Origin of the sequence: Pseudomonas sp. PvP025, from assembly GCF_017832155.1 — a bacterium.
Taxonomy (GTDB): domain Bacteria; phylum Pseudomonadota; class Gammaproteobacteria; order Pseudomonadales; family Pseudomonadaceae; genus Aquipseudomonas.
Map to the genome: position 1 here is coordinate 4,558,773 of NZ_JAFIBJ010000001.1, position 22,753 is coordinate 4,581,525.

20 protein-coding genes are annotated in these 22,753 nt (G+C 62.5%); 14 read left to right on the forward strand and 6 right to left on the reverse strand.

Annotated elements, in window-relative coordinates; all coding sequences use genetic code 11:
* Positions 1-39 precede the first annotated feature (39 nt).
* Positions 40-2,304: a DNA topoisomerase IV subunit A gene (gene parC, locus JOE32_RS19770; protein WP_209987852.1), complete on the forward strand. Its 2,265-nt coding sequence runs from the start codon at positions 40-42 to the stop codon at positions 2,302-2,304.
* A 173-nt stretch (positions 2,305-2,477) separates the two neighbouring features.
* Complete coding sequence (locus JOE32_RS19775; RefSeq protein ID WP_209987855.1) at positions 2,478-3,188, forward strand: ABC-type transport auxiliary lipoprotein family protein; 711 nt, start codon at positions 2,478-2,480, stop codon at positions 3,186-3,188.
* Positions 3,189-3,380: 192 nt separating this feature from the next.
* Here JOE32_RS19775 and JOE32_RS19780 read toward each other — a convergent pair whose 3' ends face one another.
* Positions 3,381-4,913: an AhpA/YtjB family protein gene (locus tag JOE32_RS19780; protein ID WP_209987857.1), complete on the reverse strand. Its 1,533-nt coding sequence runs from the start codon at positions 4,911-4,913 to the stop codon at positions 3,381-3,383.
* Between the two features lie 133 nt (positions 4,914-5,046).
* Between JOE32_RS19780 and serB the strand changes: the two genes are divergently transcribed.
* Positions 5,047-6,261 carry a phosphoserine phosphatase SerB gene (gene serB / locus JOE32_RS19785; protein WP_209987860.1) on the forward strand — a complete coding sequence of 405 codons (1,215 nt, stop codon included), beginning with the start codon at positions 5,047-5,049 and terminating at the stop codon, positions 6,259-6,261.
* A 71-nt stretch (positions 6,262-6,332) separates the two neighbouring features.
* Here serB and asd read toward each other — a convergent pair whose 3' ends face one another.
* From asd to JOE32_RS19800, 3 genes are read right to left on the reverse strand one after another with little or no spacing between them, the layout of a single operon-like run.
* Entirely contained in the window at positions 6,333-7,193 is an 861-nt protein-coding gene (gene asd / locus JOE32_RS19790) for an archaetidylserine decarboxylase (RefSeq protein ID WP_209987864.1), read from the reverse strand.
* Between the two features lie 16 nt (positions 7,194-7,209).
* Positions 7,210-8,025: a rhodanese-like domain-containing protein gene (locus JOE32_RS19795; protein ID WP_209987867.1), complete on the reverse strand. Its 816-nt coding sequence runs from the start codon at positions 8,023-8,025 to the stop codon at positions 7,210-7,212.
* 57 nt (positions 8,026-8,082) lie between these two features.
* Entirely contained in the window at positions 8,083-9,618 is a 1,536-nt protein-coding gene (locus JOE32_RS19800; protein WP_209990635.1) for an HDOD domain-containing protein, read from the reverse strand.
* Positions 9,619-9,784: 166 nt separating this feature from the next.
* On the opposite strand from JOE32_RS19800, the gene motA reads away from it, so the two are divergent.
* Together motA and motB are read left to right on the forward strand one after the other, a co-directional pair.
* Positions 9,785-10,636 carry a flagellar motor stator protein MotA gene (gene motA, locus JOE32_RS19805; RefSeq protein ID WP_003236261.1) on the forward strand — a complete coding sequence of 284 codons (852 nt, stop codon included), beginning with the start codon at positions 9,785-9,787 and terminating at the stop codon, positions 10,634-10,636.
* 3 nt (positions 10,637-10,639) lie between these two features.
* A complete protein-coding gene (motB, locus tag JOE32_RS19810) occupies positions 10,640-11,656 on the forward strand; it encodes a flagellar motor protein MotB (RefSeq protein ID WP_209987870.1) in 1,017 nt (338 codons plus the stop codon).
* Positions 11,657-11,812: 156 nt separating this feature from the next.
* Here motB and rsgA read toward each other — a convergent pair whose 3' ends face one another.
* The gene (gene rsgA, locus JOE32_RS19815; protein WP_003236258.1) at positions 11,813-12,844 is read right to left on the reverse strand and encodes a small ribosomal subunit biogenesis GTPase RsgA; all 1,032 of its coding nucleotides are present in this window, start codon (positions 12,842-12,844) and stop codon (positions 11,813-11,815) included.
* A 108-nt stretch (positions 12,845-12,952) separates the two neighbouring features.
* Here rsgA and orn point away from each other — a divergent pair, with 108 nt between their 5' ends.
* Positions 12,953-13,495 carry an oligoribonuclease gene (orn, locus tag JOE32_RS19820; RefSeq protein WP_209987873.1) on the forward strand — a complete coding sequence of 181 codons (543 nt, stop codon included), beginning with the start codon at positions 12,953-12,955 and terminating at the stop codon, positions 13,493-13,495.
* A gap of 137 nt (positions 13,496-13,632) precedes the next feature.
* Positions 13,633-14,247, forward strand: coding sequence for a trimeric intracellular cation channel family protein (locus JOE32_RS19825; protein WP_057010242.1), 615 nt, complete (start codon positions 13,633-13,635; stop codon positions 14,245-14,247).
* On the opposite strand, the gene queG is transcribed toward JOE32_RS19825, so the two are convergent.
* The gene (queG, locus tag JOE32_RS19830; RefSeq protein WP_209987876.1) at positions 14,241-15,308 is read right to left on the reverse strand and encodes a tRNA epoxyqueuosine(34) reductase QueG; all 1,068 of its coding nucleotides are present in this window, start codon (positions 15,306-15,308) and stop codon (positions 14,241-14,243) included. The genes JOE32_RS19825 and queG overlap by 7 nt on opposite strands.
* A gap of 63 nt (positions 15,309-15,371) precedes the next feature.
* Here queG and JOE32_RS19835 point away from each other — a divergent pair, with 63 nt between their 5' ends.
* The 7 genes from JOE32_RS19835 to hflX all read left to right on the forward strand — a co-directional run bounded on the left by JOE32_RS19835 (position 15,372) and on the right by hflX (position 22,684).
* The gene (locus JOE32_RS19835; RefSeq protein WP_209987880.1) at positions 15,372-16,232 is read left to right on the forward strand and encodes an NAD(P)H-hydrate dehydratase; all 861 of its coding nucleotides are present in this window, start codon (positions 15,372-15,374) and stop codon (positions 16,230-16,232) included.
* Positions 16,220-16,690 (forward strand): tRNA (adenosine(37)-N6)-threonylcarbamoyltransferase complex ATPase subunit type 1 TsaE, encoded by a 471-nt coding sequence (gene tsaE / locus JOE32_RS19840; protein WP_057010245.1) that lies wholly within the window; start codon positions 16,220-16,222, stop codon positions 16,688-16,690. Before JOE32_RS19835 ends, tsaE begins: the two co-directional genes overlap by 13 nt.
* A gap of 15 nt (positions 16,691-16,705) precedes the next feature.
* The gene (locus tag JOE32_RS19845) at positions 16,706-18,127 is read left to right on the forward strand and encodes an N-acetylmuramoyl-L-alanine amidase (protein WP_209987883.1); all 1,422 of its coding nucleotides are present in this window, start codon (positions 16,706-16,708) and stop codon (positions 18,125-18,127) included.
* Positions 18,128-18,141: 14 nt separating this feature from the next.
* The gene (gene mutL, locus JOE32_RS19850) at positions 18,142-20,043 is read left to right on the forward strand and encodes a DNA mismatch repair endonuclease MutL (protein WP_209990637.1); all 1,902 of its coding nucleotides are present in this window, start codon (positions 18,142-18,144) and stop codon (positions 20,041-20,043) included.
* Entirely contained in the window at positions 20,043-21,014 is a 972-nt protein-coding gene (miaA, locus tag JOE32_RS19855; RefSeq protein WP_209987887.1) for a tRNA (adenosine(37)-N6)-dimethylallyltransferase MiaA, read from the forward strand. The genes mutL and miaA overlap by 1 nt, the downstream gene beginning before the upstream one ends.
* A gap of 95 nt (positions 21,015-21,109) precedes the next feature.
* Entirely contained in the window at positions 21,110-21,370 is a 261-nt protein-coding gene (gene hfq / locus JOE32_RS19860) for an RNA chaperone Hfq (protein ID WP_003171355.1), read from the forward strand.
* Between the two features lie 12 nt (positions 21,371-21,382).
* A complete protein-coding gene (gene hflX / locus JOE32_RS19865) occupies positions 21,383-22,684 on the forward strand; it encodes a ribosome rescue GTPase HflX (protein ID WP_209987890.1) in 1,302 nt (433 codons plus the stop codon).
* Positions 22,685-22,753: the final 69 nt, after the last annotated feature.

Here is a 22,753-nt window from a genome sequence, read left to right on the forward strand (position 1 = left end):
CCTTGCCACCGCGCCTTACCAGACCATGATGAGGCCCGCATGAGTGACATCCTCGCAGACAGCTTAGATGGCGTAGAACGCCGATCGCTGGCTGACTTCACCGAAAATGCCTACCTCAACTACTCCATGTACGTGATCATGGACCGGGCCCTGCCGCATATCGGCGACGGCCTCAAGCCTGTGCAGCGTCGGATCATCTACGCCATGAGTGAGTTGGGCCTGGACGCCGATTCCAAGCACAAGAAGTCGGCGCGTACCGTCGGTGACGTGCTCGGCAAGTTCCACCCCCACGGCGACTCGGCGTGCTATGAAGCGATGGTGCTGATGGCCCAGCCGTTCAGCTACCGCTACACGTTGGTGGACGGCCAGGGCAACTGGGGGGCGCCGGATGATCCCAAGTCCTTCGCGGCCATGCGTTACACCGAAGCGCGCCTGTCGCGCTATTCCGAAGTGCTGCTCAGCGAGTTGGGCCAGGGCACGGCGACCTGGGGGCCGAACTTCGACGGCACCCTCGACGAACCGCTGGTGTTGCCGGCACGTTTGCCGAATATCCTGCTTAATGGCACCACTGGCATCGCGGTCGGCATGGCCACCGACGTGCCACCGCACAACCTGCGCGAAGTCGCCACCGCCTGCGTGCGTCTGCTCGATGAGCCCAAGGCCACGGTCGAACAGCTGTGCGAGCATATTCAGGGCCCGGACTACCCGACCGAAGCGGAAATCATCACGCCGCGCGCCGACCTGCTGAAGATGTACGAGACCGGCAAGGGCTCGGTGCGCATGCGCGCCGTGTACCACGTCGAAGACGGCGACATTATTGTCACCGCGCTGCCGCATCAGGTCTCCGGGGCCAAGGTACTGGAGCAGATTGCCGCGCTGATGCAGGCCAAGCCGTCGAAACTGCCGCAGGTTGCCGACCTGCGTGACGAGTCCGACCACGAAAACCCGTGCCGCATCGTGATCATCCCGACCAACAGCCGGGTCGATCATGAAGTGCTGATGCAGCATCTGTTCGCCAGTACCGACCTGGAGTCCAGCTACCGGGTCAACGTCAACATCATCGGCCTGGACGGCAAGCCGCAGCTGAAAAACCTGCGCAACCTGCTGGTGGAATGGCTGGAGTTCCGCGTGCAGACCGTGCGTCGCCGTCTGCAATTCCGCCTCGACAAGGTCGAGCGCCGCCTGCACCTGTTGGACGGTTTGCTGATCGCCTACCTCAACCTGGATGAAGTGATCCATATCATCCGTACCGCCGAGCACCCGAAAGCCGAGCTGATCGCGCGTTTCGAACTGAGCGAGATCCAGGCCGACTACATCCTCGACACCCGCTTGCGCCAGTTGGCGCGACTGGAAGAAATGAAGCTGCGCGACGAGCAGGATGCGCTGCTCAAGGAACAGGCCAAGCTGCAAGCGCTGCTGGGCAGCGAAGCCAAGCTCAAGAAGCTGGTGCGCAGCGAGCTGATCAAGGACGCTGAAACCTACGGCGACGACCGCCGCTCGCCGATTGTCGAGCGCGCCGAGGCCAAAGCCCTGACAGAAACCGAGCTGTTGCCGAACGAGAAAATTACCGTCGTTTTGTCGGAAAAGGGCTGGGTTCGTTCCGCCAAGGGGCATGATATTGACGCTACAGGCCTGTCCTACAAGGCCGGCGATGGCTTCAAGACCGCTGCGGCCGGGCGTTCCAACCAGTTTGCGGTGTTTATCGACTCAACCGGGCGCAGCTATTCGGTGCCGGCCCACACTTTGCCGTCTGCACGCGGGCAGGGCGAGCCGCTGACCGGGCGCCTGACGCCGCCGCCGGGGGCGAATTTCGAGTGTGTGCTGCTGCCCGATGACGACTCGCTGTATGTGATCGCGTCCGACGCCGGCTACGGTTTCGTGGTCAAGGGGGAAGACCTGCAGGCCAAGAACAAGGCGGGCAAGGCGCTGCTGAGCCTGCCGAACAACGCCAAGGTGATTCTGCCGCGTCCGGTGGACAATCGCGAAAGCAACTGGCTGGCGTCGGTGACCACCGAAGGGCGTCTGCTGGTGTTCAAGATCAGCGATCTGCCGCAGTTGGGCAAAGGCAAGGGCAACAAGATCATTGGTATTCCAGGGGAGCGGGTGGCCAGTCGCGAAGAATACGTGACCGACATCGCGGTGATCCCTGAAGGTTCCACCCTGGTGCTCCAGGCCGGCAAGCGCACGTTGTCGCTGCGCCCTGACGACCTGGAACATTACAAGGGGGAGCGCGGTCGCCGTGGTAACAAATTGCCACGTGGCTTCCAGCGTGTGGATGCTTTGCTCGTGGAAACGCCCGTTTAACGCGGTTTAGAGCCCTTGATCTACGATTTAACCGGTAGATCGGTGCTTTGGCGCTGGAGTCATGGCGCATATTCACGGATGATATGGCCTTTCCAGCGCCGGCGTGGCCGAGCGTGTTTAGGTTATTTTTAGTATTACATTGTGGTTCGCCTTGTGGCAGCCACCTGGATGGGATGATGACTGCTCCACGCCTTCCTCTATTTTTGATGCTCGCTGGCCTATTGGGGCTGGCGGGTTGCAGCACGCACCAGCCGGTGTCGCTGTACCAGCTGGACAGCGGAAGTCCGGCTCAGCCGGCACAAACTGCTGGCATGGCTGTATTACTGGGTCCGGTGGTGGTTGCCGACTACCTGCAACGCGAAACCCTGCTGCAACGTCAGAGCGACGGCAGCCTGCAAGGTTCCCTGGACGGTCGTTGGGCGGGCAGCCTGTCGTCCGACATCAACCAGTTGATGCTGCGTCAGGTGGCCGGTCAGCTCGACAGCCAGCGTGTGGTACTGGCGCCTGCGCCCACCGGCTTCACCCCGGATGTGCAGGTGCTGTTGACCATCACCCGGCTTGACTCCGGCAAGTCGCAGCCGGCGATCCTCGATGCGCAGTGGCGTTTGATCGACCGCCGTGGTCAGGTGCGCGATAACCGCATCGTGCACCTGCAGGAAGAGCATGCCGGCACCACCGCGTCCCAGGTCCAGGCTCAGGGCGTGTTGTTGCAGCAGTTGGCGCAGCAGTTGTCGGTGGCTCTCAAGCCATTGGCCAACCAGCCGCCGATTGCCGAAGCCACGCGCAGGCAGGCACCCGCGCAGGCCAAGCCGGCCGCGCCGGAAAAGCCGAAGATGCCGATGGCCACGCCGATTCGTACGGATATGGAAGTGTTCAGGTTCTGAGCCAAAACCGCTCCAAAAAAAAGGCCCGCTGAGTAAGCGGGCCTTTTGTTTGGCCAGGATTCAAGTCCTGGCACCCAGGCAAATGTGAGAGGGGCTTGCTCCCGATAGCAGTCGGTCAGTCAACTCATTGGTGACTGATACACCGTTATCGGGAGCAAGCCCCCCTCCCACATTGTGGTTTTACCGTGTTGTTCAGGGCTTGCTACGGGTCTCATGCATCCGCGCCAGCTGCCGCTCCAGCATCGATGGGTACGGCTCCATCAACCGCTCCACGCAGCTCGCTCCCTCAGGGCTGGCAATCGGGCGAATGCGCGCGCGCTGGCGGATCAGCCCGTCCTCACTGATCTTGCGTTCCACCAGCAGCAGGTTGCGGCTGTGCTGGGACAGCGCCAGCGCATCCTGGGCGATTTCGGTCAGCAGCAAGTCGATCTGGCTCATGCCGAACAGATCGTCGCCGACCGTCAGGCCCAGCTGCAATTGCAGGGTTATGCCGCTGTCGGCCACTTCGATCTGCAGTTCATGCCCCAGGGCGCGCAGCAGCTCACCGCAGCAAATGGCATTGGTCAGGTAGTCCTCACCGCTGTCTTCGCTGTGGAACAGCATCAGCGTGCTGCCGTCGTTCAGGGTGTGCAGCTCGCTCTGGTACAACGAGGCAGCCTGATCGAGGCAATCGCGGTAGCGTTCCAGCAGTTCGGTCAGGCGTGCGCGGGGCAGGCGGCGCAGTTGCTCCTGAGAGCCCAGTTGCACGGCGAGTACGGCGCTGTGCTGCGGTTCGGTGTTTTTCACCACCGCCGCTTTTGGCGCCACGGCAGGGCTGGCAGCCGACGTGTCGCGCAGGTCGGCGAACGGGTCTTCGTCGTCCAGTTCGTCTTCCTGGGCTCTGATCACCTGGCGCGGTGCTGGTTTGGCGCTGGCGACCGGGGCGCTTTCGTCAAAGCCTGGGTCGCGCAGGTCGCGTACTTCAAACTCGGGTTCGTCGTCGTAATCGGTGTCGTCGTATTCGGGCTCGGGTTCAACCTCGGGCACCACCGGTTCCGGCGCAAAGCTTGCGTGGAGCTGGCGCGCGAGGTCGCCGATTTCATCCTGGCGGTCGGTGGCCGGGGTGTGCTCGTCGATATCGCGCAGCCAGATGCGCAGTTGCATCAACGGCGTGGAGATATGCCGCCCCAGGCGCAGGCTCAAGGCCAGCGCCAGCGCCAGCAGAATCGCGCTGAGGATGCCCATGCTTTGCAGGCTGATGGTCATCGGCTGCTGGAATTGCTGCATGTCCAGGCTGATGCGCAACTGGCCGGCCTTCACATCCTGAAACGTGATATTGCTCTGGTACAGACCTTCGGCTTCGCCCAGCAGGCCGTTCTTCGGGCGTTGCCCGGCTTCGGCCATGATCCGGTTGTCCACGCTGTAGATGGCGGCATGGGCCACCAGCGGGTTCTTGGTCAGGTTGTTGAGCAGCACGTTGAGGCTGAGGATGTCGTTGGACACCAGCAGCTCGGTCGCCGAGGTGGCGGTCTGGGTCGTCAGGCTCTCGCCCAGGGCGTCAGCCTGCTCGTGCATGGCCTGCTTGAACTGCAAGCCCATCACGCAGGCGTAGATCACCAGGGCCAGAGCGACCAGGATCACGTTATGGCTGGCGATGCGTAATGCTATCGGCACACGGCGATGGCGCAGTGCCCGGAAGATCAGCAGGAAGAAGTTATCGGTTTTTACTGGCGTGGGCCGGTTCACTTGCGCTCGGCTCTTGGTCCGTGAAGTTGACGCGCAGTATAGCGACAGGCCCTGTACCGGCAAAGCGCTCGCTGTGCCCGATGGTCACTGAAAGTGGGTAGAATGCGGTTTTTTTCCAGCCTGGGGGTGCGCCTTGCGCGAAATTGTCCTGATAAACATCACCGGCGTTGACCGCCCGGGTCTTACCGCGGCCATTACCGGTGTTCTGGCCCAGGGTGGTGTGAACATTCTCGACATCGGCCAGGCCGTGATTCACGACACCCTGTCGTTCGGCATCCTGGTGGAAATCCCGAGCGAAGAACAGGCTGCGTCCCTGCGTACGCAAATCCTGTCTACCGCGCAAACACTGGATCAACAGGTGCGTTTTACCCCGCTGTCCGAAGCGGACTACCAGCACTGGGTGGACGGCCAGCGTGATAAGCGCCACATCGTTACGTTGCTGAGCCGCAAGGTCACGGCCGAGCAGTTGCAGCGCGTCAGCGCGATCACCGCCCATCACGCTTTGAATATCGACCATATCGACCGCCTGTCGCGGCGCATGCCCCTGGACACGTCGACCGACCTGGGCAAGGGCTGCATCGAGTTCTCCGTGCGCGGCGAACCGGCCGACCCGCAGGCCCTGCGTGCTGAGTTCCTCAGTGCGGCGCAGGAATTGAATATCGATATCGCCTTCCAGGAAGACTCGCTGTACCGGCGCAACCGCCGTCTGGCGGTGTTCGACATGGACTCCACGCTGATCGAGGCCGAAGTCATCGACGAACTGGCCAAGGCCGCCGGCGTGGGCGAACAGGTCTCGGCCATCACCGAGCGTGCCATGGCCGGCGAGCTGGATTTTCGCGCCAGCTTCAAGGAGCGCCTGGCGTTGCTCAAAGGGCTGGATGTCAGCGTACTGGACGCCATCGGCGCTTCGCTGCGCCTGACCGAAGGCGCCGAAATCCTGTTCGCCGAACTCAAGCGACTGGGCTACAAGACCGCGATCCTGTCCGGCGGCTTCACCTACTTTGCCAGGCAATTGCAGGTCAAGCTGGGCATCGACTATGTGTTCGCCAACGAGCTGGAAGTGGAGGACGGCAAAGTGACCGGCGTGGCGGTCGAGCCGATTGTCGACGCGCAGCGCAAGGCTGATTTGCTCAGGGAGTTGGCGCACAAGGAAGGTTTGCGACTGGAACAGACCATCGCGGTGGGCGACGGCGCGAATGACTTGCCGATGCTGGCAATTGCTGGCCTGGGTGTGGCGTTCCGCGCCAAGCCGTTGGTGAAGCAGTCGGCCAAACAGGCGATTTCGACGCTGGGGCTGGATGGGGTGTTGTATCTGCTGGGCTTTCGCGAACGCGATGGGCAGGGTTAAGCGGTTTCCAACTGCAGGCATGCAGTAAAGATGTGGGAGGGGGCTTGCGCCCTCCCACATTCAGAGCGGTGTCAGGCTTTGGGTGAGCCGATACCCTGGCCCATCTGCACCGGCGAGCCGGCCACCAATTCCTGCGCCCACTTCACCTGGTCGGGCCCAAACAGCACAATCGCCGTCGAACCCAGCTTGAAGCGGCCCAATTCAGCGCCTTTCTCCAAATGAATCGGCGCCCGCGCGGCTTCGTCATAACGGAAGGTTTTCAGCTCACGCTTGGGCGGCGTAACCAGGCCTGCCCACACGGTCTCAATCGACGCCACAATCATCGCGCCGACCAGCACTACCGCCATCGGGCCGCGCTCTGTGTCGAAAATGCAGGCAACACGTTCGTTACGCGCAAACAGCTCGGGCACGTTTTCGGCGGTGGTCTGGTTCACCGAGAAGATGCGCCCCGGAATGTAGACCATCTCGCGCAGGGTGCCGGCCAGTGGCATGTGCACCCGGTGGTAGTCCTTGGGTGACAGGTACACGGTGGCGAAGTCACCGCCCATGAACGGCGCAGCCACGGCCGCGTCACCGCCCAGCAGCTCCAGCACGCTGAAGCTGTGGCCCTTGGCCTGGAAGACCCGGCCGTGTTCGATCGGGCCAAGCTGGCTGACCGCGCCGTCGGCCGGGCTCAACACCGCGCCCGGCGTCTGGTCCAGTGGGCGCGCGCCGTCTTTCAAGGCACGCGTGAAGAAGGCGTTGAAGTGCTCGTAAGCCGTCACGTCTTCCACCAGGGCCTGGGACATGTCCACCTGATAGCGCTTGGCGAACCAGGTGGTGAAGGCATTCTTGAACCAGCGCACACGGCACTCGGCAATGCAGCCGGCCAGGCGCGACAGCAAGTGGTGCGGCAGCAAGTACTGGCTGAGGATAAACAACTGCTTTTTCATTAACTGTCCTTAAACCTTAAATCTCAACGGGGGTGTCGGGGTGGTTGCCCCATTCGCCCCAGGAACCGGCATAACCTTTGACTCGCGGATAACCGAGCGCCTTGGCCACCAGGTAGGTGAAGCCAGAGCGGTGGTGAGTCTGGCAGTGGGTGATGATTTCCTTGTCGCGGGTAAGCCCCAGGTCTTCGAGGATCTGCGGCATGTCGCGGCGAATGCGCAGGTTGCGCGCCTTGTCCATACCGGCGGTCCATTCGAAGTTGACGGCGCCGGGGATGTGCCCGCCCTTGGCTGCCAGCACCTTTTCGCCGGAATACTCCAGCGGGCCGCGTGCGTCCCAGATGCCCAGATCGGCAGCGCCGAGGCGGCTTTGCAGGTATTCGCGGGTGGCGGTGGGGCCGTCGTGCAGTGTGAGGCTGACCGGGCCGCCAGCCGGGGCGGGTGCCTCGGTGGACAGCGGGTAGTGTTCTTCCAGCCAGGCCAGCAGGCCGCCATCGAGGTAGTGGTACTTCTGGTGGCCGATCACGTCGAGCAGCCAGATGAAGCGCCCGGCCCAACCGCCGCCTTCGTCGTCGTACACCACGTAGGTGGCGTCCGGGGTGTGGCCCAGTTCGCCGAACAGCTTCTCCAGTTCGGCCTTGTCCGGCAGCAGGCCCGGTGCCGGTGGCTGGCCCAGTTGGGTGCGTTTGGGGTCAACGAAATGCGCGCCGGGAATATGCCCTTCGGCGTAGCGGGCGGCACTGGTGAGGTCCACCACAATCAGGTGCTCGGCATCCAGTTGACCAAGCAGGTCGCTGGACTCGATCACCAGCGGCAAGCCAGAGAAGTCAGGCATGTGAGGTCTCCTGGGCACAAAAGTGGGTGATAAAGGAGGGCGATTGTAGCGCAAGCATCAGGCGCTGCGGTTGGTAAAGCAGTGCAGGGCTTTCTCGACGCATTGGGCGGTTTTGCCGAAGGCCTGCACGGTGGTTTCCGAAAACGGCCCGCCGCCCTGGTCGGCGATCATCAGCATCACCACCTTGCCATTGCAGCTCAGCGAGCGCAGCAGCAGGTGTTCGCCAGCGAACAGGCGGCGCAGGATCGGCGGCAGCAGGGCCGAGAATTGCGCATGGTTGTCGGGCGTAAGGCGCACCTGGGCGGACTTCTCCAGCAAGCGCTGCAGCAGCGTGCTGTTGACCACGTCCAGGCTCAGGTTGGCCGCGTCCCGGGGCAGGCCGTCAACCTGATGCACGCGCAAGGTGCTCTGGGCGCGATCCGTCATCATCAGCATCACCCGCTGCATGCCGCTGGCCACCAGCGCGTCCCGGGCGCAGGTGGTCAGGTGCATGGCGTTGGCGAAGCGGCTCGGCTCCAGCAACAACTCGGTGCAGTGCCTGCGCCACACAGCGAGGGCTTCGGCGGTGGGCGGTGGCGCCGGCAGCAGGCCGCGATGGACCTTCTGCACATGCCACGGCCAGATCAGCGACAGCGCCGGGTGCCAGAGGTCGGGCATCAAGGTGGTACGGGCGCTGGTGACGGCCTGCTGGTGAGCCTGTTGCTGCACATCGGCCAGCGGCTGTTGCAGGTACAGCGCGGTGAGGTATTGCCAGCGCTCGGCGTGTGGGCAGGTCCAGGACTCCTGGGCCGACATCGCCAGGCCGTTGGCCAGTAGCACGGTATTGGCCGGCTGGTTGAGCCAGCGACGCAGGTTGGGTTCGGCGTCGAGCAATTGCTGGTGGCGCAGTGCGTCATCCTCGCGGGCGATGCGCAAGGCCTTGACCAGCAGGCGTTTCTCGTTGCGCAGCAAGGTATAACCCTGGGACACCCAGACCGGCAGGTGCCAGGCTTCGGTCAGGCCCAGGCACAGGTCCAGAAGGCGCACGCCGAACACCTGTTGCTCCACCGCGCGGGCGCTCTCGCCTTTATGGATAACCCGCAGCTCCCATTCTTCCAGCAGCTTGGGATAGGCCACGGCCATCGGCCACAGCGGTGACAGAAACAGCAGGCTGCCCCAATGAATGTCCTGCCACAGGCGCGCCAGGCGGCTGGCGAACAAGCCGCTGGCCTGCTGGGACGCGTGCTGGCTCACCAGCAGCAATTGGCGCAAGGCCAGCGGGATGTCCTGGGCGGGCACCGAGGGCAGCCGCGCGAGCAGTTCTTCGGCGCGCTTGAGGCCCAGGCGGTTGAGCGCCACTTCGAGGTTTTCTGCCGGTTCCGTCATGCCGCCCTGGGTGTGGCCGTTGGCTTCGCGCATCACGCTGAGCACCAGCGCCGGGCTGTTCTGCATAAGCTCGGCAATATCTCGCAACGAACTGCGGCTGTCGCGAATGGCCTTGCACACGCGCTCATGGGCGGCCTGCGGCACGGGCAGCAGCACATCGTCCAGGCGCTTGATCCAGGCGGCGAGGGTGGCGGGTTTGGCACTTGGGACGCTGGTTTCATTAGCCATCATTGGGGCGTGATCATCACTTGCGTTCAATACGCCCGGAACGGGCTGAGTTGGCTTTTCGCCTTAACGGGCTATAGTCTGGCGCAGTTTTGCCGATAAGTAGAACAAGAGTTTTCAGCTGCACCCACTATGTCCATGAACCCGACGGCGCAAGTACAGATCCCCTATGGCTAAAATTATCGGCATCATTGTCGTCATCGCAAGTGTGCTCGGTGGGTACGTCTTGTCCCACGGTAAAATTGCCGCGTTGATCCAGCCTTTCGAAGTGCTGATTATCGGCGGTGCTGCGTTTGGCGCATTCCTGCAGGCCAACCCCGGCTACATGACCATGCACGTGATCAAGAAATCGGTGGGCATGTTCGGCTCGCGCTTTTCTCACACCTTCTATCTGGACGTGCTGGGTCTGGTCTACGAGATCCTCAACAAGAGTCGTCGCGAAGGCATGATGGCCATTGAAGGGGATATCGAAGACGCCGCGGCCAGCCCGATTTTCGCCAAGTACCCGACGGTGCTCAAGGACGAGCGCCTGACCGCGTATATCTGTGATTACCTGCGCATCATGTCTTCCGGCAACATGGCTCCCCACGAACTCGAAGGCCTGTTCGACATGGAGCTGTTCAGCCTCAAGGAAGAGCTGGAGCATCCATCCCATGCCGTGACCGGCGTCGCCGACGGCATGCCCGGTTTCGGTATCGTTGCGGCAGTGCTCGGCATCGTGGTGACCATGGCTTCTCTCGGCGAAGGTGACCAGGCGGCCATTGGCATGCACGTCGGTGCGGCGCTGGTGGGCACCTTCTTCGGTATCCTGGCGGCCTACGGCTTCTTCGGTCCGCTCGCCACCTGCCTGGCCCACGACGCCAAGGAAGAAGTGAATCTGTACGAAGCGATCAAGGCCAGCCTGGTGGCGTCGGCGTCCGGCATGCCGCCGTCGCTGGCCGTGGAATTCGGGCGCAAGGTGCTCTACCCCAAACATCGCCCGAGTTTCTCCGAGCTGGAGCAAGCGGTTCGCGGTCGCTAAGCCATGGAAAACAACCAGCCGATAATCATCAAGCGCGTCAAGCGCTTCGCTGCGGGGCACCATGGTGGCGCCTGGAAGATCGCCTTCGCCGACTTTGCCACGGCGATGATGGCGTTCTTCCTGGTGCTATGGCTGATGTCCACCGCCACGCCGGAACAGAAGATCGCCATTGCCGGTTACTTCAAGGACCCGATCGGCTTCTCGGAAAGCGGCACGCCCTTTGTGATCGACCTGGGTGGATCACCGCAGTTGGCGCCGGAGCGCACCATCAACCCGGAGGTGCAGACCGAGTCGCCGCAGGACAAAATTCCCGTGGAGCGCGATACCGTCGAGAGCATGGCCGAACAGGTCGAGCAGGAACGCCTCGAACTGTTGCTGCAGGAGTTGCAGAACAAGGTTGAAGAAAACCCGCAGTTGCTCAAGTTCAAGGATCAGATTTCGTTCGAAATCACCCCGGAAGGCCTGCGCATCCAGATCACCGACGCCGCCAATCGGCCGATGTTCGACTCCGGCAGCGCACGCCTCAAACCGTACTTTGAAGACATCCTGCTGGCCATGGCCGACACCATCAAGGCGGTGCCGAACAAGATCAGCATCAGCGGCCATACCGACGCCAAGCCTTACGCGGGCCAGGGCGACTTCGGCAACTGGGAGCTGTCGGCCAACCGCGCCAACGCCGCCCGGCGTGCGCTGGTCGCCGGCAGTTATCCGGACCCGCAAGTGGCGCGCGTGGTGGGGTTTGCCTCCTCGCAGCTGTTTGATCACAAGGACCCCTTCAATCCGGTCAACCGCCGCATCGATATCGTCGTACTGACCAAAAAGGCCCAGCGCGCGATTGAAGGCGACCAGCCGCCACCGGCACCCGCCCAGGGTGAAGGCGCACCGGGTGAAGTGCCCACCGACCCGAATGCGATTGCGCCGGGGCAGGAGCCGTTACCGGCCCATGAACTGCGCCAGAAGCTGAATTTGTTCGATGACGGTGGGGTGAAGGATCCGACGGTGCCTGGGACGGGTTCATAGCTAAATAGGCTGTGGCTTATTGTGGCGAGCAGGCTTGTCCTGCGTTTGGCTGCGCAGCAGCCCCAAAGCCTGATGAATCATTTCTGGAATAAATAAGCCGTTTGGATGAGGGCTGCTGCGCAGCCCGGCGCGGGGCAAGCCCGCTCGCCAATACGTTCAGTAACTGCTCTCAGGCAAGCTCGCAATAATCGACCGATAGCTGTTCATCCGCTGCTGCTGCACACGTCCGTCTTCCAGTGCCTTGAGCAACGCACACCCAGGTTCGCGGTCGTGTTTGCAGTCGCGGAAGCGGCAGGTACCGATCAGGTCGTTGAACTCGATAAAACCCGCTTCCACATCGCTGCGGCTAACGTGGCCCAGGCCGAATTCACGAATGCCGGGGGAGTCGATCAACTCGCCGCCGCCCGGGAAGTGGAACAAGCGTGCGGTGGTGGTGGTGTGCGTGCCCTGGCCGGACAGCTCCGACAGCGGGCCGACGCGGGTGTCGACTTCCGGCAGCAGGCTGTTGACCAGCGACGACTTGCCCACGCCCGATTGGCCGACGAACACGCTGATACGCCCGTCCAGCTGCTGTTGCAGTTGTTCCATGCCGTCGCCGTGATGGGCCGACACTTCCAGCACCGGGTAACCCAGGGTGCGGTACACCGCCAGCAGCGCGTTGAGCGCGGGGGCGTTCTGATCGTCGATCAAGTCGAATTTGTTCAGCAGCAGCAGCGGGCGAATGCCGGCATGCTCGGCCGCGACCAGGTAGCGGTCGATCAGGTTGGCATGGGGCTCGGGCAGCGGGGCGAACACGATCACGATCATGTCGACGTTGGCTGCCACAGGCTTGAGCTGACCACGGCTGTCGGGACGGCGCAGCTCGGTGGTGCGCGGCAGTTGCGCGACGATGACGCCGATGCCCTGGTTGCCGGCACGCCACACGACTTTGTCGCCAGTGACCAGCGCCGGCAGGTTGGCGCGCAAGTGGCAACGTGACACTGAGCCGGCGAGTTCGCCTTCCAGCGCCTCCACTTCGACCTGCACACCAAAGTGCGCGATCACCAGGCCCGTCTGTTCCGGGCCGAGGTCGCCACCCTCGAGTGCTTCCACGGCGGAGGATTCACGTTTGGCGGCGCGCGCGGCGCGTTCGCCTTGAATCTTTTCGATGCGCCAGTTTTGGCGACGATTGAGCTGGCGTTTGGCCATTGGTGTTCCGTGTCGATAATGCAAAGATAGGGTGAAACGGTCGCGAGTCTAGCACGCCGCCGCCTGCTAAACTGCGCGGCTACGCCAAGGTGCCAAGAGAATCAAGCCATGCTGAATCCACAGAACCTGATTTGGATCGATCTGGAAATGACCGGTCTGAACCCAGACACCGACGTCATCATCGAGATGGCGACGATTGTCACCGACAGCAACCTCAACACCTTGGCCGAAGGTCCGGTGATCGCCATCCACCACAGTGACGCGGTGCTGGCCACCATGGACGAGTGGAACACCCGCACCCACGGCAACTCCGGGCTGACCCAGCGCGTGCGCGACAGCCGCATCAGCATGGCCGACGCCGAAGCCGAAACCATCGCGTTTCTGGAAAAGTGGGTGCCCAAGGGCAAGTCGCCGATCTGCGGCAACAGCATTTGCCAGGACCGGCGCTTCCTCTATACCCACATGAAGGGGCTGGAGAGTTACTTCCACTATCGCAACCTGGATGTGTCCACCTTGAAGGAGCTGGCCGCGCGCTGGGCGCCCGAGGTTAAAGACAGCTTTCATAAAGGCAGCACGCATCTGGCGCTGGATGACATTCGCGAGTCGATTGCCGAGTTGCAGCATTACCGCAAGCATTTCATCAAGGCTTGAAGAGGTATTGACTGGCCTGGCGCTATCGGGAGCAAGCCCCTCCCACATTGATCTGCGAACGCAGTCAACTGTGGGAGGGGCTTGCTCCCGATGGACGCGACTCGGTCACCTTTGATGCCCATGCAAGGATCGCCCGCATGCTGCTGATGCTCTACCTCATCGCCATCACCGCCGAAGCCATGACCGGCGCGCTGTCCGCCGGTCGGCGCGGCATGGACTGGTTTGGCGTGGTGCTGATTGCCTGTGTGACGGCACTGGGAGGCGGTTCGGTGCGCGATGTGTTGCTCGGCCACTACCCGCTGACTTGGGTCAAACACCCGGAATACCTGATACTGACTTCGATCGCCGCGCTGGTGACGATCTTCGCCGCACCGCTGATGCGCCGCCTGCGCTCGCTGTTTCTCGCGCTGGATGCCGTGGGGCTGGTGGCTTTTACCCTGATTGGCTGCATGACCGCCCTGGAAATGGGCCATGGCATGTTGGTGGCTTCGGTCAGCGGTGTGATCACCGGGGTGTTCGGTGGCATCCTGCGGGACATTTTCTGCAACGACATCCCGCTGGTGTTCCGCCGTGAGCTGTACGCCAGCGTGTCATTTCTCGCCGCGTGGTTCTACCTGCTGTGCCTTTACCTCGAGTTACCCAGCGAACAGGCCATTCTGCTGACGCTGTTCAGCGGTTTTCTGTTGCGCCTGCTGGCGATCCGCTTTCATTGGGAAATGCCCAAGTTCGTCTATAACGACGACGTTCACTGACGTCCGGCGTGCTGCTTCAGCGCCCATTCCACGTGTTCGCGCACCAGCTCTGAAGGGTAATCGCGCCGCGCCTGCAACGCCTCCAGCACCGGAATGCTCGATGGCGCATTGCCCAGGCCCACTGCCAGGTTGCGCAGCCAGCGCTCATAACCGGCGCGCCGCAGCGGTGAGCCTTCGGTGCTGCTGAGGAATCTGTCCTCGTCCCACAGAAACAGTTCGGCCAGTTCTGCGTTATCCAGATTGTGCCGTGGCTTGAAATCGCTTTCGGCGGTGGGCCGGGCGAAACGATTCCATGGGCAAACGATCTGACAGTCATCGCAGCCAAACACGCGGTTGCCGATCAGCGGGCGCAGGTCCTCGGGAATGGCGCTCTTGAGTTCGATGGTGAGGTAGGAAATGCAGCGCCGGGCGTCAAGTACGTAGGGGCCGACGAAGGCATTGGTCGGGCAGATATCCAGGCACGCCGTGCAGCGGCCGCAATGTTCGGTGCTGTGGGGCGCATCCACCGGCAGCGGCAGGTCCACGAACATCTCGCTGAGGAAAAAGTAACTGCCGGCCTTGCGGTTGAGCACCAGGGTGTTTTTGCCGATCCAGCCGAGACCGGCCTGTTCGGCAATGGCTTTTTCCAGCACCGGCGCGCTGTCGACGAAGGCACGAAAGCCGAACGGGCCGATCTGCGCCTGGATGCGGTCGGCCAGTTGCTGCACACGCTTGCGGATCAGCTTGTGGTAATCGCGGCCCAGGGCGTAACGCGAGATGTAGGCTTTTTCCGGCTGTGCCAGCAAGTGAGCCATCTGGGTGTCGCCGGGCAGATAATCCATGCGCAGCGACACCACGCGCAGGGTGCCCGGCACCAGTTGCTCGGGATGGGAGCGTTTGCTGCCATGGGCGCCCATGTAATCCATCTCGCCGTGATAGCCCGCGTCGAGCCAACGTTGCAGGTGCTGCTCATGCTCGGCCAGGTCCAGGCCGCTGATGCCCACTTGTTGGAAGCCCAGCTCGCGGCCCCAGTCTTTGATCGATTGGGCAAGCGCGGGCAGATCGGAGGTAATGGCAGGCATGAGACACAAGAAACCACAGGTTAGATGGGTATAATTCTGCCAGACATCGGAGCTTGAAGACGCATGCCTCAGACAAAACACGAAATAACCGACGTTCAGCCACTGTTGCCCGGCAATTTGCCGCAACTGCCTGCACGTTCCCCGGATGCCCATAAAGGCCAGTTTGGCCATCTGCTGGTCATTGGCGGCGACCATGGCTTAGGCGGCGCCGCGCTGCTGAGCACCGAAAGCGCCCTGCGCAGTGGCGCCGGCATGGTTTCCCTGGCGACCCGGCCTGAGCATGTGCCGGCGGCGCTGGCGCGACTGCCGGAGGTCATGGCGCTGGGCGTGAGCTCGGCCAACCAGTTGATGGGCCTGCTGGAAAAAACCTCGGTCATCGTCATGGGGCCTGGCCTGGGCGAATCAGCCTGGGGCAGAAGCCTGTTGTCGGTGGCGGCCAACGCCAAACTGCCGCAGGTGTGGGACGCGGACGCATTGAACCTGCTCGCTGCAGGCCATGTCGACTTGCCGGCCAATTGCGTGATCACCCCCCATCCGGGCGAGGCCGCGCGTTTGCTGGGCATTACCACCGCCGAGGTTCAAGCTGATCGCCTCAATGCGGCACTCGCGCTTAGCCTCACATTAAATGCCGTGGTTATTCTCAAAGGAGCTGGCAGTCTGATTGCAAGCCCCGATGGGGACGTTGCCCGCTGTGATCAGGGCCATCCCGCCATGGCTGCGCCCGGTCTGGGTGATGTATTGGCCGGGTTGGTGGGTGCATTGCTGGCCCAGGGCATGCCGGCTTATGACGCCAGCTGCCTGGCGGTGTGGCTGCACGCTACGGCAGGTGATCGCCAGGGCACCTTCGGTCGCGGGCTGGCGGCCAGCGACCTGATCCCCGCCATTCGTCAATTGCTGGAGGAGCAGTCGCCGTGTCTGACGTAACCCTGTTCCTGGCCGATGAAGATGCCATGGTGGCGCTTGGGAATCGTATCGCCGCCGTCACGGCAGGCGCCGGGCTGATCTTCCTCGAAGGCGACCTCGGCGCGGGCAAGACCACGCTGTCGCGGGGGATTATTCGTGGGCTGGGGCACGCTGGCGCGGTGAAAAGTCCCACGTTTACGCTGGTCGAACCCTACGAGATCGGCGACGTGCGCGCCTTTCACTTCGATCTGTACCGCCTGGTCGACCCCGAAGAGCTGGAATACATGGGCATTCGTGATTACTTCGACGAAGATGCGCTGTGCCTGATCGAGTGGCCAGATAAAGGTGCAGGCTTTTTGCCAAAGCCGGACATGACCATTACCATTACGCCGCATGAAACAGGACGTCAGTTGAAGTTGTTGCCCCAGAGCGCGCGTGGCCAGTCGTGGTGCGCCGCTTTGGCATTGGAATTCAAATAATTGGTGGGGTTAGGTATGCGCTTTCGCGCGTTGGTTGCTGTCGTGGGAGTGTTGCTTGCGGCAATGACTGTCAATGCTCTGGCTGCTTCACAGGTGAAAAGTGTTCGCCTGTGGCGAGCGCCGGATAACACGCGACTGGTGTTTGACCTGTCTGGCCCTGTCCAGCACAGCGTCTTTACCCTGGCGGCGCCTGATCGCCTGGTGATCGATATCAATGGTGCGACCCTGGCCGCGCCTCTCAAGGTGTCCACCGCCAACACGCCGATCACCGCCATGCGCTCGGCCCAGCGTACGCCCACTGACTTGCGCGTGGTCATCGACCTGAAAAAGGCCGTGACCCCGAAAAGCTTTTCCCTGGCGCCCAACGCCCAGTACGGCAACCGCCTGGTGGTCGACCTGTTCGACAATGCCGCCGACGCCAACCCGACGCCTGCGCCGACGCCGAGCGTGGCGACCGTGCCCGCGATACCCGTCAACCCATCGCAACCGCAGGTGAAATTGCCGCCGCCGCCGCCCGCGCCGCCGGGCAAGCGCGACATTATTGTGGTGATCGACGCCGGCCACGGCGGTGAAGACCCGGGGGCCTCCGGCTCGCGCGGCCAGCATGAAAAAGACGTGGTGTTGGCCATCGCCCGCGAGCTGCAGCGCCAGGTCAACGGCATGAAAGGCTATCGCGCCGAGCTGACCCGCACCGGTGACTACTTCATTCCGCTGCGCGGCCGTACAGAAATCGCGCGCAAGAAGGGCGCCGACCTGTTCGTTTCGATCCATGCCGACGCTGCGCCGTCCAGCGCCGCCTTCGGTGCCTCGGTGTTTGCCCTGTCCGATCGCGGCGCCACGTCCGAAACGGCGCGCTGGCTGGCCGACAGTGAAAACCGTTCCGACCTGATCGGCGGGGCCGGCAACGTGTCCCTCGACGACAAGGACAAGATGCTTGCCGGCGTACTGCTCGACCTGTCGATGACCGCCTCGCTGACCTCCAGCCTCAACGTCGGCCAGAAAGTCCTGAGCAACATCGGCCGGGTCACCTCGCTGCACAAACAGCGCGTGGAGCAGGCCGGGTTCATGGTGTTGAAATCGCCGGATATCCCGTCGATCCTGGTGGAAACCGGTTTTATCTCCAACGCCAACGAAGCCTCCAAGCTGGCCAGTGCCAGCCATCAGCAGGCCCTGGCGCGTTCCATCAGCGCCGGCGTACGGCAGTTCTTCCAGCAGAATCCGCCGCCGGGTACCTACATTGCCTGGCTGCGTGATTCCGGCAAAATCGCCCAGGGCCCGCGCGACCATCGCGTGCAGCCCGGCGACACCCTGGCCATGCTGGCGGTGCGCTTCCAGGTGTCGCCTGCCACGTTGCGCAGTGCCAACAACCTGAAGAGCGACGAACTGAAAGTCGGCCAGGTGCTGACCATCCCCGGCACTGAATTGGCGGCGCAGTAATGAGCGAGTCCTTGTTGAACAGTGGCTCGCGCATTGAATTGCTCAGCCCGCGCCTGGCCAACCAGATTGCCGCCGGTGAGGTGGTTGAACGCCCGGCGTCGGTGATCAAGGAGCTGCTGGAAAACAGCATCGACTCCGGCGCCAAACGCATCGATGTCGACGTGGAGCAGGGCGGCGTCAAGCTGCTGCGCGTACGCGACGATGGCAGTGGTATCTCCTCGGATGACCTGCCGCTGGCCCTGGCCCGTCACGCCACCAGCAAAATCCGCGACCTCGAAGACCTGGAGCGGGTGATGAGTCTGGGTTTTCGCGGTGAGGCCCTGGCGTCGATCAGCTCCGTGGCGCGCCTGACCCTGACCTCGCGCACCCGCGACGCCGAGCAGGCCTGGCAAGTGGAAACCGAAGGCCGCGACATGGCCCCGCGCGTTCAGCCGGCGGCGCATCCGGTGGGTACGTCGGTGGAAGTGCGCGACCTGTTCTTCAACACCCCGGCCCGGCGCAAATTCCTCAAGGCCGAGAAAACCGAATTCGATCACCTGCAGGAAGTCATCAAGCGCCTGGCCCTGGCACGTTTCGACGTAGCGTTTCACCTGCGTCACAACGGCAAGACCATCCTCAGCCTGCACGAAGCCCATGACGATGCTGCGCGTGCCCGACGGGTGTCGGCGATCTGCGGCGCGGGTTTCCTGGAGCAGGCGCTGCCGATCGAGATCGAGCGCAATGGCCTGCGTCTGTGGGGTTGGGTGGGCCTGCCGACGTTCTCGCGCAGCCAGGCGGACTTGCAGTATTTCTTCGTGAATGGCCGTGCGGTGCGCGACAAACTGGTGGCGCATGCGGTGCGTCAGGCGTATCGCGACGTGTTGTTCAACGGTCGGCATCCGACCTTTGTGTTGTTCTTTGAGGTCGACCCTTCGGTGGTCGACGTCAACGTGCACCCGACCAAGCATGAAGTGCGCTTCCGTGATGGGCGCATGGTGCATGACTTCCTGTATGGCACCTTGCACCGCGCCCTGGGCGATGTGCGTCCGGACGATCAACTGTCGGCGCCGATCGTGACGGCAGTGGTGCGGCCGACCGGCCCCGAGGCCGGTGAGTTCGGGCCGCAGGGCGAAATGAGCCTGGCGGCCAACCTGCTGCAATCGCCGCAGCCACAGCCTTCGTACACCGCGCCGGGCTCGGGTGCTGGCGCGGGCTATCAGTATCAATACACGCCGCGCCCGCAATCGACTGTGCCGGTGGCCGAGGCCCAGGCGGCCTATCGCGAATTTTTCGCGCCGCTGCCGGGTGCCGAGCCGGGCGCCCCCGTTGCGTTGCCCGAAGGTGGCGGTGATATCCCGCCGCTGGGTTATGCGCTGGCCCAGCTCAAGGGGATCTACATCCTCGCGGAAAACGCCCACGGTCTGGTGCTGGTGGACATGCACGCCGCCCACGAGCGAATCATGTACGAGCGCCTCAAGATCGCCATGGCCAGCGAAGGCCTGAGCGGCCAGCCGCTGCTGGTGCCCGAATCCCTGGCCGTCAGTCAGCGGGAAGCCGACTGCGCCGAAGAACACCATGGTGTGTTCCAGAAACTCGGTTTTGAACTGCAACGCCTGGGCCCGGAAACCCTCGCGATCCGTCAGATTCCGGCGCTGCTCAAACAGGCCGAGGCCAACCGCCTGGTGGCCGACGTGCTGGCCGACCTCATGGAATACGGCACCAGTGACCGTATCCAGGCGCACATCAATGAGCTGCTCGGCACCATGGCCTGCCACGGCGCGATCCGCGCCAATCGCCGTCTGGCCCTGCCGGAAATGAACGGCCTGCTGCGCGACATGGAAAACACCGAGCGCAGTGGCCAGTGCAACCACGGCCGGCCGACCTGGACCCAGATGGGCCTGGACGATCTGGACAAACTGTTCCTGCGCGGCCGCTGATGAGTGCCTTGCCCCCCGCGATCTTTCTGATGGGCCCCACGGCCGCCGGCAAGACTGACCTGGCCATCGAGCTGAGCAAGGTGCTGCCCTGCGAGCTGATCAGCGTCGACTCTGCCCTGGTTTACCGGGACATGGATATCGGCACCGCCAAGCCTTCCAAAGCGCTGCTGGCCGAACATCCCCACCGCCTGATCGACATCCTCGACCCGTCGATGAGCTATTCGGCTGCGGATTTTCGCACTGACGCCCTGGCAGCCATGGCCGACATCACCGCGCGGGGCAATATCCCGCTGCTGGTGGGCGGCACAATGCTCTACTACAAGGCTTTGCAGGAAGGGCTCGCCGACATGCCGCCCGCCGACGCCCAGGTGCGCGCCGAACTTGAGGACGACGCTGCCCGCCTTGGCTGGCAAGCCCTGCACGACCAACTGGCGGCGGTAGACCCGGTGTCTGCCGCGCGTATTCACCCCAACGATCCGCAGCGCCTCACGCGCGCGCTGGAAGTCTGGCGTGTGAGCGGCCAGACCATGACTGAACACAGGCTGAAACAAACTGCGCAAAGTGCTGATGCAGACGCGTCGGGTCAATCACAATTGCCCTATACTGTCGCGAATCTGGCCATTGCCCCGGCAAATCGCCAAGTGCTGCATGAACGAATTGCGCAAAGATTCACGATTATGTTGGAACAGGGGTTTGTGGACGAGGTCGTAGCTTTGCGTTCCCGAGGTGACCTGCATGCCGGGCTGCCTTCGATACGCGCTGTAGGCTACCGTCAAGTCTGGGATTACCTGGATGGCAAGCTGACGTCAGCCGACATGCAGGAGCGCGGCATCATCGCCACGCGCCAATTGGCGAAGCGCCAGTTCACCTGGCTGCGCAGCTGGAGCGATTTGCACTGGCTGGACAGCCTGGACAGCGACAATCTGTCACGCGCCTTGAAATACCTGGGGTCGGTCTCCATATTGAGCTGAGTCCTTGCAATTGCCGTCTATCCTTGGGGGTGTGACGGCCATAAGCTACCCATTTTCCGATTTTTTAATTATTGATCCTTAAAGGAGTGCGACACATGTCAAAAGGGCATTCGCTACAAGACCCTTACTTGAACACTTTACGTAAAGAGAAAGTGGGGGTTTCCATCTACCTGGTCAACGGTATCAAGCTGCAAGGCACGATCGAGTCGTTCGACCAGTTCGTGATCCTGCTGAAAAACACCGTCAGCCAGATGGTCTACAAGCACGCTATCTCGACAGTCGTTCCAGTCCGTCCAATCCGTCTGCCTAGCGCAGCCGGTGATGATGCAGCTGACGCTGAGCCAGGTAACGCCTGATAGGAGTCTCCTTTGTTCTTTGAGCGCCACGGTGGTGGTGAGCGAGTAATCCTCGTTCACTTGGATGGACAGGACCCTGAGGCGCGCGAAGATCCGCAGGAGTTTCAGGAGTTGGCAAATTCGGCCGGCGCCGAGACCGTTGCGTTTTTTAACGTGCCGCGTCATCGGCCAACCGCCAAATACCTGATCGGCAGCGGCAAGGTCGAGGAACTGCGCGACCTGGTCCACGCCGAAGAAGCCGATCTGGTGATCTTCAATCACACCCTCACGCCCAGTCAGGAACGCAACCTCGAACGTGTTTTCGAGTGTCGCGTGATCGATCGTACCGGTCTGATTCTCGATATTTTTGCCCAGCGCGCCCGCACCCATGAAGGCAAGCTCCAGGTCGAACTGGCCCAGCTTGACCACATGAGTACGCGTCTGGTGCGCGGCTGGACTCACCTTGAGCGTCAGGGGGGCGGTATCGGCATGCGGGGTCCGGGTGAAACCCAACTCGAAACCGACCGACGCCTGCTGCGGGTGCGCCTGCGCCAGATCAAGGGGCGCCTGGAGAAGGTACGCAGCCAGCGCGAGCAATCGCGTCGAGGCCGTTCGCGTGCGGATATTCCTACCGTGTCGCTGGTGGGCTATACCAACGCCGGCAAATCCACACTCTTCAATAATGTGACGAAGTCGGACGTGTATGCGGCCGACCAACTGTTCGCCACTCTCGACCCGACCTTGCGCCGCCTTGATATAGGCGACCTGGGGCCGATTGTCCTGGCCGACACGGTAGGTTTCATCCGTCACTTGCCCCACAAGCTGGTCGAGGCCTTTCGGTCTACGCTCGAAGAGTCGAGCAACTCCGACCTGCTGCTGCATGTGATCGATGCGGCCGAACCGGACCGCATGCTGCAGATTGAACAGGTGATGGTGGTACTGGGCGAGATTGGTGCCCAGGACTTGCCGATCCTCGAGGTCTATAACAAACTCGATTTGCTTGAAGGCGTTGAGCCACAAATTCAGCGCGACGAGAACGGCGTACCCCAGCGGGTGTGGCTGTCGGCGCGTGATGGCAGTGGTCTGGAGCTGCTTGAACAAGCGATTGCCGAACTGCTCGGCAGTGATTTGTTCGTCGGCACCTTGCGCTTGCCGCAGCGTTTTGCTCGACTGCGTGCACAGTTTTTCGAACTGGGCGCGGTACAGAAAGAAGAACACGACGAAGAAGGTGTCAGCTTGCTGGCCGTTCGGTTGCCGCGCTCGGAGCTCAATCGGCTGGTCAGCCGCGAGGGTGAGGTGCCAGCGGAGTTCATCGAACAACACACTTTGCAATAAAAGCCTCCTAAAGCGGTTGTGCCGCAATGGCAGGCATTCTGTAGCATTGGTCGGCGCGCCGTGGGCGCG

What these genes read in the sequence shown, in the direction of transcription:
- parC (WP_209987852.1), top strand. Translation starts at nt 40, where the DNA reads ATGAGTGACATCCTCGCAGACAGCTTAGATGGCGTAGAACGCCGATCG.
- JOE32_RS19775 (WP_209987855.1), top strand. Translation starts at nt 2,478, where the DNA reads ATGATGACTGCTCCACGCCTTCCTCTATTTTTGATGCTCGCTGGCCTA.
- asd (WP_209987864.1), bottom strand. Translation starts at nt 7,193, where the DNA reads ATGAAAAAGCAGTTGTTTATCCTCAGCCAGTACTTGCTGCCGCACCAC.
- JOE32_RS19795 (WP_209987867.1), bottom strand. Translation starts at nt 8,025, where the DNA reads ATGCCTGACTTCTCTGGCTTGCCGCTGGTGATCGAGTCCAGCGACCTG.
- JOE32_RS19800 (WP_209990635.1), bottom strand. Translation starts at nt 9,618, where the DNA reads ATGGCTAATGAAACCAGCGTCCCAAGTGCCAAACCCGCCACCCTCGCC.
- motA (WP_003236261.1), top strand. Translation starts at nt 9,785, where the DNA reads ATGGCTAAAATTATCGGCATCATTGTCGTCATCGCAAGTGTGCTCGGT.
- motB (WP_209987870.1), top strand. Translation starts at nt 10,640, where the DNA reads ATGGAAAACAACCAGCCGATAATCATCAAGCGCGTCAAGCGCTTCGCT.
- rsgA (WP_003236258.1), bottom strand. Translation starts at nt 12,844, where the DNA reads ATGGCCAAACGCCAGCTCAATCGTCGCCAAAACTGGCGCATCGAAAAG.
- orn (WP_209987873.1), top strand. Translation starts at nt 12,953, where the DNA reads ATGCTGAATCCACAGAACCTGATTTGGATCGATCTGGAAATGACCGGT.
- JOE32_RS19825 (WP_057010242.1), top strand. Translation starts at nt 13,633, where the DNA reads ATGCTGCTGATGCTCTACCTCATCGCCATCACCGCCGAAGCCATGACC.
- queG (WP_209987876.1), bottom strand. Translation starts at nt 15,308, where the DNA reads ATGCCTGCCATTACCTCCGATCTGCCCGCGCTTGCCCAATCGATCAAA.
- JOE32_RS19835 (WP_209987880.1), top strand. Translation starts at nt 15,372, where the DNA reads ATGCCTCAGACAAAACACGAAATAACCGACGTTCAGCCACTGTTGCCC.
- JOE32_RS19845 (WP_209987883.1), top strand. Translation starts at nt 16,706, where the DNA reads ATGCGCTTTCGCGCGTTGGTTGCTGTCGTGGGAGTGTTGCTTGCGGCA.
- miaA (WP_209987887.1), top strand. Translation starts at nt 20,043, where the DNA reads ATGAGTGCCTTGCCCCCCGCGATCTTTCTGATGGGCCCCACGGCCGCC.
- hfq (WP_003171355.1), top strand. Translation starts at nt 21,110, where the DNA reads ATGTCAAAAGGGCATTCGCTACAAGACCCTTACTTGAACACTTTACGT.